The sequence below is a fragment of the Pusillimonas noertemannii genome, from assembly GCF_003096595.1.
Taxonomy (GTDB): Bacteria; Pseudomonadota; Gammaproteobacteria; order Burkholderiales; family Burkholderiaceae_B; genus Pusillimonas; species Pusillimonas noertemannii.
The window spans coordinates 30,059-44,182 of the sequence record NZ_QEKO01000005.1 but is presented as its reverse complement, the minus strand read 5'-3'; the positions used below and the strand labels follow the sequence as shown (position 1 = coordinate 44,182).

Sequence of the window (14,124 nt, the reverse complement as noted above, 5' to 3'; positions counted from 1 at the left end):
GGCGACCAACGCGATTTGCGACAGCTTGCAAAATGGTGGCGCCGAACTGACACCGACGACCCGATATTGAGGTTGACGTCACTGGGAGAGGAAAATTTAGCTTGCGCCAAGAATTTCAGCCTGTCTATCAGAAGCGCCCGACGGTGTTTTCCCGTAGCGCTTTCTGCAGCAGTCGGTCCAGCGCGTTGGCAAATGCGCGCCTGTCCGTCTGGCTGAACGCCGCCGGCCCCTCGGTATCGACGCCGGCGCTGCGTAACTCCTCCATCATGTCTCGCATCGTCAGGCGCTCGCTTATGCTATCGGCGGTGTAATGCTCGCCACGCGGGCTGAGGACCCATGCGCCCTTGCCCAGAACTTCGCTTGCCAGAGGAATGTCTGCGGTGATGACCAGATCACCGGTAGCGACGCGTTCAACAATATATTCGTCCGCCACATCGAATCCTCGCGGCACCTGAACGGCCCGGATCAATGGCGATGGCGGCGTGCGCAGCATTTGATTGGCCACCAGGGTGAGCGGCTGCTGCACGCGTTGCGCCGCCCGATACAGGATATCTTTGATGACGGCGGGACAGGCGTCGGCATCGACCCATATATTCATGGGCTAGCCTTTCAGCGCCTCGGCCAGCAGCGTATTTACCAGCTCGTTGACGCTGATGCCCTCCGCCTGTGCCTTGGCGTTCAAGGCCGAAATCAAGGGCTGTTGCAGTTTGAGGGGAAAGGACACCAGGCCCGCGGCCTGGTCCAGGCGACGCTGTTCGCGGCGATCCACGGCGGGCGCGGCGCCGGCATAGCGGCGCGGCGCGCCGGCAGCATTGAGCTTGCCCACAAGTTTCAAGGCTTTCTGCTTCTCGAGATCGGTTTTTTTCATGAGGGGCTCGGTGTTGTGGTCTACCAGCGGCAAATGCGCCAGGCAGCATCTTAGAGGATATCGAATCTGAGAGGGGACGAGATGAACCGCGGTAGCAAGTCGCTCGGCGGCAGGCGAGCATTGGCACGTTTATCTGTTATGGTCGTTGCGCGAATTGCCTTCCGGCTGCGGGCCGCCTCGTTCTATGGAGATGAACCCGCCCAAGGAGTAGTTTTCATATCCAGCCCCGCCGCTGTCGCGGCGGGCGTCTTGGTGGCGGGCGGGTGGCGTACGCAGAACCTTGCCGCCGGCATCGCTATCGACCCCCTGGCTGCCGCCATGCGTGCTCAGCGACTTATATGAACCGTTGCGGTCTACTCGCGCCGAGCCGTCGTTACCGATGGTGGTGTACACGCCCTGCCCCGCCTGGATCACGCTGTCTGCCCGCGATGAGTCGGGCGACGACGCCTGCGCGGCGAGGGCCGGCGAGCTGCCCGCAGCCAGCAGTACAATCAAGGCTGTGCATCGTTGCAGATTCATATCGCCTCCCCTTGAAATCAAACTACTACGAACTGATTTATCCGACAGAGCAGCAGTCGGTTCCCTTCGGCTTTCACGAATAGCCGCCCTCCTTGTCTGTCTTCATCACTGTCTTTTGGTTCCTGCATCGAGAGCAAGTAACGACGAACCAAGAGCCTTCATATCCGATCCTACTAGTAGGTATAATAACCACCGTGAACAGCAAACAGATCATCAAGCCGCTGGAGGCTGAAGGCTATTTATCTGGCGGGATGGAAGTAGGAAGCCCCATGCGATTTCCCGTGGTTCTGCATACCGATGACGGCACCCGCTACGGTGTGTCGGTGCCCGATCTGCCGGGCTGTTTTTCAGCGGGCGACACGCTGGAAGAAGCGCTGGAACAGGTAAAGGAAGCCATCGACCTTCATCTGGAGGGCCTGGTGGAAGACGGTGACGACCTTCCCCTGCCCCAGCCCATTGCGCAGCATCGTGGCAACCCCGACTTCGCCGATGGCATTTGGGCGCTGGTCGACGTCGATGTATCGCGCTTTGACGGACGCTCGGAAAAAATCAATATCACCGTGCCGCGCCGCATCCTGGCAAAAATCGACAGCTATGCAAAAGCACATGGCGCGACACGCAGTGGGTTTCTAGTAGAGGCGGCGCGCCGCGCGATGGAAGCAGGCAAGTAGGCAAGATTGCCTGCGCACAAAGCAACGTACGCCAATCGAAGCATTGACACCATAATCTCGGTTGTAGTTTTTACTTACCCATAGTAAAAATACCGTTACAAAAATATCAAAAACAAAAACCAACCCCTTTGTAGCGAGCCCCCATGTCCCCATTGAAGTCGCTTGCGCTGGCCCTGGCGCTGGCCCTGCCTGCATCCGCCTGCCTGGCTTACGAAAGCCACACGGTCCATCGCGCCGATGGCCAGGCCATGTTCGAGATCCGCTTTTTCGACGTGGGCGACGGGTTTTTCATGCCCTCTTATTCCGCACCCCGTGCATCCACCTGGAACCTGGATGCCATGCAGAAAAGCAAGATTCTGCAGGCCATGCAGTATTGGGCCGACGTGATCAAGCCTGCTTCGGGCCATCTGCCCGCGGTGGTGAACGTGGGCACCTACAACGTTGAGAACGCGGCAGGCCTCAGCCCGGCAAACAGCAAGGCGCCCTGGCTTACGCAGTTGCAAACCTCGCTGCTGGGCGGCGACCCTGGTCTCGGGTACTTCGATTCGCAGGCGCAGTTCGTCATGGGCACTTTCGACTGGGAAACAGTGCCCTATGTACCGGCGCAAGTGCCGCCCACGGGGCGGGTGGATGTCATGAGCACGGCGGCGCACGAGCTGGCCCACGGCCTGGGCATTACCAGCTCCGTCGGTTCGATGGACGAAGAAGGGAAAAAACCCTACTTCCTGAATGAATTCAGCAGCTGGAACCAGCACCTGCGCGACGACAATGGCCGCCCCGCAAAGCCCGGCCAGACGATACTTTGCAAGTTCTGCACCAACCCCTACAGCCCCGACGCCTTCGACCTGCGCCAGGACAAGGGCTATTTTGCCGGCGCGCATGTATCGGAAGTGCTTGCGGGCGCCATGCCGGGGGTGCCGGTGAAGATATTGTGGGAAGCCGGCGACGGCATAGACACGAACTACATGTCGCACAGCGAGCTGAAGAACAGCACGATGAGCCACCAATCCTACGGCAACTATGCTGTCTTCATGGAGGCCGAGCTGGCCGCCCTGCAAGACCTGGGCTACGACATCGACCGGCGCAATTTCTATGGCCGCTCCATCTACAACGACGGGCTCACGGTTATCAACGAGCACGGCTATTTTCAGCGCAACGCCCAGGGCACGGACTATCTGCCGGGCACCTACAACACGGCCCTGCTGGGCGTGGGGCTGCATGTCTACGGCAGCGGCAATACCATTTACCAGCGCGCCGACCTGCTTACCGAAGGCCCGGGCGGCGTGGGGGTGCGGGTGGACGGCCAGGCCAACACCCTGGTGGTGGAAGCCGGCACGCGCATCCATGGCAACGGCCTGAACGGCCGCGGGGTGGTGTTTGCCTATGGACGCGACCACGTGCTGGTGCAGCGCGGCCAGGTGCAGGCGCTGGGCGAGCTGGGCGTGGCCGCCAACTTCGACTTCGGCTCCAGCACCCTGGGCGACGACACCGAATACCGGGGCTCTTACATACGGTCGGCACAGGGCAAGGCGCTGCCGCTGCTGGAAGAGCTGCAGGGCGCGCAGGTAAAGCGATACGACCTGACCGGCAGCCTGGCCGGGCGCCAGGCTGCGATATTGATGTCGCGCAATGCGCTGGTCGAGCATATCAATGTCATGCGCGGCGCAAGCATCCAGGGCGACATCATTTCGCACTACGCTGAAAAAGACGAACAGGGCCGGCTGCGCCTTAGCGAGCTGAGCTTTGGCCAATTGGCCGACGCCTCGGGCCAGGCCACGGGCAGGCCTGACGCCGGGTTCGCCCTGAACTACCAGGGCAATATTCTGGGCTCGAACATTGCCCTGTCGGCCCAGGGCGGCCTTACCTCGCTGAACGGCCAGCACGTGTTGCACAGCGTACGGGTGCAGCCGGGCGCCACGCTGGCGGGCAACAGCCGCTACAGCGTGCTCGAGGGCGCCTTCGTCAACGACGGCATCGTCGCGCCCGGCAACTCGCTGGGCCGCATCGAAATCGAAGGCGACTACCTGCAAGGCCCGCAAGGCACGCTGGCGCTCGAAGTCGACGGCCGGGGCGGCCACGACACCCTGGCCGTCAGCGGCCAGGCCGTGCTCGACGGCCAGCTTGCCGTCATTCCACTACAAGACTGGTACCCGGCGGGCTGGAGCGTGGGCTTCGACCAGCTTATTGAAACCGGCGCCACCAGCGGCGCCTTTGCGGCCGTAAACGCACAGGCCCAGTCGCCCACGCTGGATTTCCAGGTGGCCGCGGCGGGCCTCACCGCCCGCCGCGCCGAGCACACCTACAGCCGCTGGGCGCCCAATGACAACGCCCGCCAGGCGGGCCTGGCGCTGGACGGCATCGCCGCCGTTGCGCAGCCCGACATCCAGCCGCTGTACGCGGCACTGGATTTTTCCGCGCCCGACGGCAGCCTGGTGGCCGATGCGCTGGAGCCGCTTTCGGGCGCGGCCTATAGCGCCCTGTTCGCCGGCACCTTGCAGCGCGAGCGGCAAATCGCCGGCCTGGGCCTGCGCAACGCACAGGCCGCCACCGAAGGGCAATGGCGCGGCTATGCGACCGCCTTCGGCTCGAGCTTCTCGCAAGACCGGCGCGGCAGCCAGCTGGAATACGACGCAACGGCCTACGGCGCGGTGTTCGGCGCCCACACCCTTGTGAACGACTGGACAGTGGGCGCTTATGGCGCGGTCAGCGAATTGAAGGTAAAGGTGCGCGACCCGCATCAGGCCACCGGCCGCTCGAGCGCCGTGCATCTGGGCCTGCAGGCCCGCTACGAACCCCTCGCCATGGCCGGGCCCTTTGCCTTCGGCCAGGGCCAGCTGGGCGTGGAAGACGGCAAGATGAGCCGGCAGTTGCACATCGGTTCGTACCAGGCCAGCCACCGCTCGAACTGGACAGGCTACAGCGGCGCATTGGCGGCCGGCGGCGGCTACCGCTGGGCCCTGTCGCCCTCGCTAAGCATGGGGCCGGTGGCGTCGCTGGCCTATACCTATCTGCGCCGGCCCGGCACAAGCGAATCGGGCCCCGAGGGCACCCGGCTGGAGCTGCGCGCAGCCAGCTTTTCTTCGCTGCGCTCGAGCCTGGGCGTAGAGTCGAGCCTGAACCTGCCCCTGAAGAACGAGGCCACCCTGAAGGCCCAAGTGCAAGTGGCCTGGGAGCACGAGCTGCTGAACCGCGAGCTAAGCCAGCGGGCCAGTTTTGCCTCGTATGACGCGTTCGCCTTCAGCACCCGCAACACCGTAACCGGGGCCGATGCGCTGGCCGTGACGGCCGCCCTCAGCTATACGCCCAGCGAGCGGCTCAGCATCGGCGCCAGCATGTCGAGCCAGTTCCTGCGCGCCGGCTACCGCTCCTTCTCGGGCAACCTGGCCCTGCACTGGAAGTTCTGAGGCCATAGCAAAAGCCGTTGCGTCCGGCGCGCCCCCTGGCGCGCCATTGGCACTTCGTGGTACTAATGACCGTTCCGCAGCCACACACGGAGCCAGCATGACGTCCCGTCCACGAACCACCATCAACCGACCCGTCTTTGCCGCCTCGGCCTTTTTCATCCTGGCGCTCGTCCTGCTCGCCGCCTTCGCGCCCCAGGCCGCGCAGCGGCTTTTCGACGTGGTCCAGAGCTGGATACTGGCCAACGCAAGCTGGTTCTACGTGCTGGCCGTGGCCGTCATTCTCATCTCGGTGGTCTTCCTGGCATTCAGCCGATACGGCGACATCAAGCTGGGGCCCGACCACAGCCAGCCCGATTACCGCGACATTACCTGGTTCGCGATGCTGTTCTCTACCGGCATGGGCATAGGCCTGATGTTCTTCGGCGTGGCCGAACCCGTCATGCACTTCATCGACCCGCCCATCGGCGCGGGCTCGACGGTGTTCGACGCTCGCGAGGCCATGAGCATCACCTTCTTCCACTGGGGCCTGCATGCCTGGGCCATCTACGCCATCGTGGGGCTGATCCTGGCCTTCTTCAGCTACCGGCACGGCCTGCCGCTGCGCTTCCGCTCGGCGCTGTACCCGCTTATAGGCAACCGCATCCACGGGCCCATCGGCCATGCGGTCGACGTGTTCGCCATTATCGGCACCGTGTTCGGCGTGGCCACCTCGCTGGGCGTGGGGGTGTCGCAGATCAACAGCGGCCTGAACCACTTGTTCGGCCTGCCTGTCACCATCCCCGTGCAGATCGGCCTTATTGTCGGGGCCTGCGGCCTGGCCACGCTTTCGGTGGCAAGCGGGCTCGACCGCGGCATACGCCTGCTGTCTGAATTCAACCTGGTTCTGGCCGTGCTGTTGCTGCTGTTCGTGCTGGTGCTGGGGCCCACCGTATTCCTGCTGCAGACCTTCGTGCAGAACACCGGCAGCTATCTTTCCGACCTCGTCCATAAAACCTTCAATCTTTACGCTTACGAACCCAACGACTGGATAGGCGGATGGACCCTGTTCTACTGGGGCTGGTGGATAGCCTGGTCGCCCTTTGTGGGCCTGTTCATCGCGCGCATCTCGCGCGGCCGCACCATTCGCGAGTTCGTACGCGGGGTGCTGCTGGTGCCGGCCGGCTTCACACTGTTCTGGATGACGGTGTTCGGCGACAGCGCCATCTATTTCATTATGGTCGACGGCATGCAGAACCTGGCCGAAATCGTCAACGCCGACAGCTCGCTGGCGCTGTTCGCCTTTCTTGAGGCCCTGCCGCTTTCCAGCATTACCTCGGCCATCGCCATCGTCATGGTGATCGTCTTCTTCGTCACTTCGGCCGATTCGGGCGCCCTGGTGGTCGACCTGCTGGCCTCCGACGAAGCCGGGCATTCGCCGGTGTGGCAGCGCATATTCTGGTCGGTGCTGATGGGGGTGGTGGCCATCGCGCTGCTGCTGGCCGACGGCCTCAAGGCCCTGCAGACCGCCACCATCGCCAGCGCCCTGCCCTTCTCCGTCATATTGCTGGTAGCCATATGGGGCTTGTTCAAGGCCCTGAAGCTCGATGCCACCAAGCGCCGCATCCGCTATCAGACCATCACCCGCTCGCAGCCGCTGGCCGGCGGCCAAAGCTGGCAGCGCCGCCTGCGCAACATCGTCATGATGCCCACCCGCAAGCACGTGCTGCGCTTCATCGACGATGTGGTGCTGCCCGCCATGGAAGCCGTGGCGAATGAACTGCGCCGCCAGGGCTACGAGGTGCGGGTGGGCCGCAATGACGACGGCCAGGCCGAAATGCACGTGCAGCACCTGGGCGAATACCTGGATTTCAGCTATGCCGTGCACCCGCTCGAACAGATGCAGCCCAGCCTGGCCATGGATGAAGACGCCGGCAAGGAAGAACGCCGCTACTACCGGGCCGAGGTCTTCCTGCGCGAAGGCGGACAAGACTACGACATCATGGGCTGGAGCAACGACGAGGTCATCGGCGACATCCTCGACCAGTACGAGCGCCACCGGCAATACCTGCACATGGTGCATGGGTCGAACAGGCCCGCACCCGACCCCGAATCGGGCGATTGAGGCTCCGGTCGGCGGCCTTGCGGGGGCATAGGGCTCGGGGCCAAATACGGGGCGGCGGCGTAAGGTCATCCGGCGATGCGGGGCGACCAGGGGGCATGTTATTTGCTGGCTTCGGGGCCTGACGCACCCTCGGAGAACGACATGACCAGCCAGCCAGTCAGCCTTACCGTGAACGGCCGCGAGCGGCGGCTTGCCGTGGGCCCCGACGTGACCCTGCTGGATGCGCTGCGCGACCACCTTGGGCTTACCGGCACCAAGAAAGGCTGCGACCATGGGCAGTGCGGCGCCTGTACCGTGCTGGCCGACGGCCGGCGCATCAATGCCTGCCTCACGCTGGCGATCATGCAGGAAGGCCGTAACATCACCACCATAGAGGGCCTGGCCGGCGAAGGCCGGCTCCATGATCTGCAGCACGCCTTCATCGAGCACGATGCCTTCCAGTGCGGCTACTGTACGCCCGGGCAGATCTGCTCTGCCCAGGGCCTGTTCAATGAGAAACGGCTCGAAAGCCACGGGCACGACCTGCGCGCCGCCATCCGCGAATATATGAGCGGCAATCTGTGCCGTTGCGGCGCTTACGTGAACATCGTGGACGCCATTGAGGCTGTGTATCTGGACGGGGACGCGCAATGAACCCATTTCGCTATGAGCGCGTGCAGAACATCGACGAAGCCTTGCGGGCGGCCGGCCAGGGGGGACGCTTCATCGCCGGCGGCACCAATCTGCTTGACCTGATGAAAGAGAACGTCGAGCGACCCGCACGGCTGGTCGACATCAACCGACTGGGGCTGGACCAGGTCGAGCCGCTGCCCGATGGGGGCTTGCGCATCGGCGCCCTGGTGCGCAACGCCGATCTGGCTTCGCATCCGTGGATTCTGGAGCGCTACCCCTTGCTGGGCTGTGCATTGATGGCGGGCGCCAGCCCGCAATTGCGCAACATGGCCACCACGGGGGGCAACCTGATGCAGCGCACGCGCTGCTATTACTTCTACGACACGGCCACGCGCTGCAACAAGCGCACGCCCGGCTCGGGCTGCGGCGCAGTGGGCGGCTGCACGCGCATCCACGCCATACTGGGCGCCAGCGAACACTGCATCGCCGTGCATCCCTCGGACATGTGCGTCGCCATGGCGGCGCTGGGCGCAACAGTCAATGTAGCGGGGCCGGAGGGCCGGCGCAGCATTCCCTTCCAGGAGTTTCATCGCCTGCCCGGCGACACGCCCCAGTACGACAACACGCTGCGCGAAGGCGAGCTGATCACCAGCGTCGACTTGCCCGCGCAGGGCTTTGCCAGCCGCTACAGCTACCTGAAAATACGCGACCGCCTGAGCTACGCCTTTGCCCTCGTCTCAGTGGCGGCGGCGCTGCGCCTGGAAGACGACGGCAGCATCGCCGAGGCGTGCGTGGCCTTGGGCGGAGTGGCCCACAAGCCCTGGCGACTGCCTGAAGCCGAACGCATGCTGACCGGCGAAACGCCATCGGTCCGCAGCTTCACGCGCTTTGCCGACGCCCTGCTGGAAGGGGCGACGGGACAAGGCGACAACGAATTCAAGATCGAGCTTGCCTGCCGCGCAACGGTCCGGGCCCTGACCCAGGCGGCCAACGGCACGCCGCAATCGCAGGTGGACAAGCGCATTGCATGACGGGCCCGGGCCAACACCGTCCTGCAGTCGGAATGCACTCGCCCCACATGCCAAGGAGGCACCATGACTCAAGCAGCCGAACACCCAGGCCGCAACAGCACTTCCCCGGGCATCGGCACCCCCTTGAACCGCATCGAGGGCGTCGCCAAGGTTACGGGACAGGCCCGCTACGCCGCCGAACATCCGGCCGAAGGCCTGCTGTACGGCGTGGCCGTATGCGCCGGCATCGCGCGCGGCCGCATCCGCTCTCTGGACACGGCCGGCACCCTGAACACGCCCGGTGTCGTGCAGGTGCTGACCCATGAAAACCGCCCCCATGTGCCCTGGTACGAAGCTCCGGCCCACGACGACGACGATGCCGCCGGCAACGCCAAGCCGCCCGTCCCCCTGCTGCTGGACGGCGCGATCATGTACAGCGGCCAGCCCATTGCCCTGGTCGTGGCCGAAACCTTCGAGGCGGCGCGCCGGGGCGCCATGCAGGTCGAAGCCGCCTACGACACCCTGCCGCACAACACCATGCTGGGCAGCGCGCTGGCGCAGCGCTTTACGCCGGCCGCCAAGGCGCAGGGCAATATCGTGCGCGGCGACACCCAGGCGGCCCTTGACGACGCGGCCGCGCGGATCGACAGCCGCTACGAGCTGGCCATGGAACATCACAACCCCATGGAGATGCATGCCACCACCGTGCAGTGGCATGGCGACGGCCGGCTGACGGTACACGACAAGAACCAGGGTTCGCAGAATGCGCAGCGCCAGCTGGCCCAGGCCTTCGGCCTGGAGCCCGATTCGATCATGGTCGCCAATCATCACGTCGGCGGGGCCTTCGGCTCGGGCCTGCGCCCCGGCTACCAGGCCTATCTGGCCATGCTGGCCGCCCTCATGCTGAAGCGCTCGGTGCGTGTCGTGATGACGCGCCAGCAGATGTTCACTCATGTGCACCGCCCGGCCGCCACGCAGGAAATGCGCCTTGCCTGCGATACCCGGGGCAAGCTGCAAGCCATGGAGGTCATCGCAACCACCAGCACCGCCCGCATCGAGACCTATACCGAGAACCTCGTGAAGTGGGGCGCCATCGCCTACCCTTGCGACAACCTGCGGCTGGACTACGCCGTCGCCCCCATCGACACGCCCACGCCCGGCAATATGCGCGCGCCCGGTGCCGCCACCGGCGTGAACCTGCTGGAGATGGCGCTGGACGAGCTGGCCTATGCCAACGGCATGGACCCCCTGGCCCTGCGCCTGGTCAACTGCTCGGACGTGGACGGCATCAGCGGCCTGCCCTTTACCAGCAAGGCGCTGAAGAAGGCCTACGAGACAGGCGCGGAACGCTTCGGATGGCACCGGCGCAGCCATGAACCGCGCTCGATGCGCAACGGCATGGAACTATCGGGCTGGGGCATGGCCACCGGCATCTGGGAGGCCCTGGTCTTGCATGCCAGCGCCACCGCCACGCTCGACACCCAAGGCATATTGACGGTTCGCTCCGCCGCCTCGGACATCGGCACCGGCACCTATACCATCATGGCGCAGATCGCCGCGGGCGCGCTGGGCCTGCCCCTGGAGCGGGTGCGGGTGGAAATAGGCGAATCCCCGCTGCCCGATTCGCCCTTTGCCGGCGGCTCGGCCATGGCGGCATCGGTGGGCGCCGCGGTTCACCGGGCGTGCAAGGGCATTGCGCGGCAGTTGTCGGAACTGGCCGGCGGCCCGGTGGGCAGCAACGACATGGCCAAGCTGGCAGCCCGCGCGCCCGGCGGCCGCATCGAGGCATCGGCCACCGTCGACCCGCCGCAAGAAGACGGCAAGGCGCGCAACACCCACTCGGCCGTTTTCGCCGAGGTATGCGTGGACGAAAGGCTGAGCGTGATACGCGTGCCCCGCCTGCTCGCCTGCGTTGCGGCGGGCCGCATCATCAACCCCAAGACCGCGCGCAGCCAGGTGCTGGGCGGCCTGGTCATGGGCATGGGCATGGCGCTGCAGGAAGAAGCGCTGTTCGACCACCGCCTGGGCCGCATCATGAACCACAACCTGGCCGAATACCATGTGCCCTGCCATGCCGACGTGCATGACATGGAAGTGATCTTCGTGGACGAACCCGACGGCCTGGCCAGCCCCCTGGGTGTAAAGGGCGTGGGCGAGATCGGCATCGTCGGCGCGGCGGCGGCCATTGCCAACGCCGTCCATCATGCAACCGGCAAGCGCATCAGGACGCTGCCCATCACCTTGGACAAGCTGCTGTAGCAGGCGCGGCAACCCCGGTCGCGGGCAAGGTTCCAGGGAAATCGCCCGCAACCCGCCCGCCCCGGATATCTCGAATGTCTGGGATGTCTCGGATGCCGCAGCAGCCGGATACAGGGTGCTATCATTTCAGGACACTGTATTCGGTATACCCCTGTTTTCAACATACCACTGCTTTCAACCTGCGCGGGCCTGCTTTCCGCATCCGGGCGGTTCCACTCACATGAAGATTCTATTTGTCGGCGCCGGCGCGGTCGGCACCCTGTTTGGCGCAAGCCTGCACCAGCACGGCGCCGACGTGCAATTTCTGTTGCGCCCGGCGCGCAAGGCGCTGGTCGACGCCGAAGGGCTGACACTCGAGCTGCCCTCCGGCACGCAGCACATACAGCCACGCACCGTCGCGGCAAACCAGCTTGACGGCGGCTACGACCTGGTCGTGCTCAGCAACAAGGCGCCCGCGCTTGAAGGCGTCATCGCCGACATCACCCCGGCCGTGGGCTCGGCCACCCATATCCTGCCCCTGCTCAACGGCCTGCGACACCTTGACCGACTCGACCAGGCCTTTGGGCAAGAACGCGTGCTGGGCGGCATTGCAAAGACCATTGCAACCCAGCTTGCGCCCACCCACATTCGTGTCAGCAACGCCTACAGCAGCCTGACCGTGGGCGCCCGCACGGCGGGCCAGCAGGCCAAGGCCCGCGCGGCCTGGCAACTGCTGTTGCAGGCGGGCATCGACGCCGAGCTGAGCGACGGCATCATGGACGACATGTGGGACAAATTCTGCCGCATGGCCTGCCTGGGCGCTGCCAACTGCATGCTGCAGGGCACCGTGGGCGAATACATGCGCAGCGAAGCGGGCGGCGCGATTGCGCTGCAGCTGCTGCGCGAATGCACCGACACCGCGCAAGCCGCCGGCCACCCCATGCACCCGCAAGCCATTGCCGGCTTCCAGCGTGTGGTCACCAACCCCAACTCGGGCTTCAACTCATCCATGTACCGCGACATGCGAGCCGGCCTGCCCATCGAGGGCGACCATCTGGTCGGAGACATGCTGCGCCGGGGCCAGGAGGCCGGCGTTCCCTGCCCCATGCTTGCCGTGGCCAATGCCGTGCTGCAGACCTACAGCGCCAGGCGCGAGGCCTGAGCCTTGGCGGGCGGGCAAGCGCCGCGAAAGTAATCCAGCACCGCCGGCAGGTCGCCGGCGAACACAATGCGCGACGCCTTCTGTTCACGCTGGTAGGTGTACATGGGGTCGTAGTATTCCTTCAGCAGGCCCTCGATCCACCCGTAATGCGGTTCGATCTCGCCGCTGCGCGCCTGCGCGGCCAGGGCTTCATCCATGATGGCCGCCAGCCGGGCATGGCGCTCGCCGCCCAGGCGGCGCCTGATGTTGTCCAGGCTTTGGCGCAGGCGCTCGCCGAACAGTTCGAAGCCCTGTTCTTCACCGTGCAGCGCCTCGAACTCGGCGCACAGGTCCACCACGTAATCCCGGGCGATGCGCCGCACGCGGTTTTCCAGCGTATCTTCGAGCCAGACCAGGGGCCGGTGCTGCATGTCGTGATACAGCGCGAGCGGAAGGCTGCAGCCGCCTATCAGGCGGCTCTCGTCTTCCACCACGAAACCCGCATGGCCCTGGGCGCGCTTGCGCAGCACGTCGATGGAAAGCCGGTTCTCGAAGTCGATCTGCACCGGCTGGGGCGAAGCGCGCTTGCCGAAGCTCGAACCGCGGTGATGGGCGTGGCCTTCGAGATCCAGGGCATGATCCAGCTGCGCCAGCACCTCGGTCTTGCCCGTGCCCGTCATGCCGCCCAGCACCGTGAAGCCGGAGTCGGCCAGCGCGTGCTCCAGGGTCTGCATCAGGAAATTGCGCATGGCCTTGTAGCCGCCCAGCACCCTCGGGTAACGCACGCCGGTCTCGGCCTGCAGCCACTCTTGCGCGATGCGCGACCGGTGGCCGCCGCGAAAGCAGTACAGATAACCCTGGGGGTGCGCCGCCGCGAAATCCACCCAGGCGCCTATGCGCTGCGCCTTGGTGTGCCCGCTGACCAGGCGATGCCCCAGGGCGACGGCCGCCTCGGGCCCCTGCCGCTTGTAGCAGACGCCCACCTCGTGGCGCTCGGCATCGTTCATCAACGGCAGGTTCTCGGCGCCCGGAAACGCGCCCTTATGGAACTCTACGGGCGCGCGCACGTCCATCAAGGGCAGACCGCGCAGGAACAGCGCGCGATAATCATCGGTATCGGTTCGATTCATGATGCCGTCAATTTTAACGCCCACCCGACATGCACTACGCCCTCGCCGCCGATGCCGTGCTCATCCTTCATGGCCTGTTCGTCGCCTTCGTGATCTTCGGCGGCCTGCTGGCGCTATGGCGGCCCCGCCTGGCCTGGCTGCACCTGCCCGCCCTGGCATGGGGTGCAACGGTCATCGCCATGGGCTGGATCTGCCCCCTGACACCGCTGGAAAACCACCTGCGCGCCCTGGCGGGCCAGGGCACGTACGACGGCGGCTTCATCCAGCATTACCTATGGCCGCTGATCTATCCGCCGGGCATCACGCGTGGCATGCAGATCGCCCTGGCTGTGCTGCTGGCGGCCGGAAACGCCGCTATTTACCTGGCCCTGTGGGGGCGGCGCAAGAAAGTGCGCGCAGACGCGCGGATCCGTTGAAGCCAGGTACGCCC

At 65.2% G+C, this 14,124-nt stretch carries 12 protein-coding genes; 8 read left to right on the top strand and 4 right to left on the bottom strand.

What is annotated here, in order from left to right; genetic code table 11:
* Positions 1-127: 127 nt before the first annotated feature.
* The 3 genes from C7440_RS15450 to C7440_RS15440 all read right to left on the bottom strand — a co-directional run bounded on the left by C7440_RS15450 (position 128) and on the right by C7440_RS15440 (position 1,387).
* On the bottom strand, positions 128-598 hold the full coding sequence (locus C7440_RS15450; protein ID WP_116519162.1) for a YaiI/YqxD family protein: 471 nt from the start codon (positions 596-598) through the stop codon (positions 128-130).
* A 3-nt stretch (positions 599-601) separates the two neighbouring features.
* Positions 602-868 carry a hypothetical protein gene (locus C7440_RS15445; protein ID WP_116519257.1) on the bottom strand — a complete coding sequence of 89 codons (267 nt, stop codon included), beginning with the start codon at positions 866-868 and terminating at the stop codon, positions 602-604.
* Between the two features lie 129 nt (positions 869-997).
* Complete coding sequence (locus C7440_RS15440; protein WP_116519161.1) at positions 998-1,387, bottom strand: hypothetical protein; 390 nt, start codon at positions 1,385-1,387, stop codon at positions 998-1,000.
* 194 nt (positions 1,388-1,581) lie between these two features.
* Between C7440_RS15440 and C7440_RS15435 the strand changes: the two genes are divergently transcribed.
* From C7440_RS15435 to C7440_RS15405, 7 genes are all read left to right on the top strand, one after another.
* Positions 1,582-2,058: a type II toxin-antitoxin system HicB family antitoxin gene (locus C7440_RS15435; protein ID WP_243410942.1), complete on the top strand. Its 477-nt coding sequence runs from the start codon at positions 1,582-1,584 to the stop codon at positions 2,056-2,058.
* 143 nt (positions 2,059-2,201) lie between these two features.
* A complete protein-coding gene (locus tag C7440_RS15430; RefSeq protein ID WP_207775423.1) occupies positions 2,202-5,462 on the top strand; it encodes an autotransporter outer membrane beta-barrel domain-containing protein in 3,261 nt (1,086 codons plus the stop codon).
* A 97-nt stretch (positions 5,463-5,559) separates the two neighbouring features.
* Entirely contained in the window at positions 5,560-7,563 is a 2,004-nt protein-coding gene (locus tag C7440_RS15425; RefSeq protein ID WP_116519160.1) for a BCCT family transporter, read from the top strand.
* 141 nt (positions 7,564-7,704) lie between these two features.
* Positions 7,705-8,196 (top strand): (2Fe-2S)-binding protein, encoded by a 492-nt coding sequence (locus tag C7440_RS15420; RefSeq protein WP_116519159.1) that lies wholly within the window; start codon positions 7,705-7,707, stop codon positions 8,194-8,196.
* Positions 8,193-9,206, top strand: coding sequence for an FAD binding domain-containing protein (locus tag C7440_RS15415; RefSeq protein ID WP_116519158.1), 1,014 nt, complete (start codon positions 8,193-8,195; stop codon positions 9,204-9,206). The genes C7440_RS15420 and C7440_RS15415 overlap by 4 nt, the downstream gene beginning before the upstream one ends.
* Positions 9,207-9,269: 63 nt before the next feature.
* Entirely contained in the window at positions 9,270-11,444 is a 2,175-nt protein-coding gene (locus C7440_RS15410) for a xanthine dehydrogenase family protein molybdopterin-binding subunit (RefSeq protein ID WP_116519157.1), read from the top strand.
* 220 nt (positions 11,445-11,664) lie between these two features.
* Positions 11,665-12,585: a ketopantoate reductase family protein gene (locus C7440_RS15405; protein ID WP_116519156.1), complete on the top strand. Its 921-nt coding sequence runs from the start codon at positions 11,665-11,667 to the stop codon at positions 12,583-12,585.
* On the opposite strand, the gene mnmH is transcribed toward C7440_RS15405, so the two are convergent.
* Positions 12,561-13,694 (bottom strand): tRNA 2-selenouridine(34) synthase MnmH, encoded by a 1,134-nt coding sequence (gene mnmH, locus C7440_RS15400; protein WP_116519254.1) that lies wholly within the window; start codon positions 13,692-13,694, stop codon positions 12,561-12,563. The genes C7440_RS15405 and mnmH overlap by 25 nt on opposite strands.
* 29 nt (positions 13,695-13,723) lie before the next feature.
* On the opposite strand from mnmH, the gene C7440_RS15395 reads away from it, so the two are divergent.
* Entirely contained in the window at positions 13,724-14,110 is a 387-nt protein-coding gene (locus C7440_RS15395; RefSeq protein ID WP_116519155.1) for a DUF2784 domain-containing protein, read from the top strand.
* Positions 14,111-14,124: the final 14 nt, after the last annotated feature.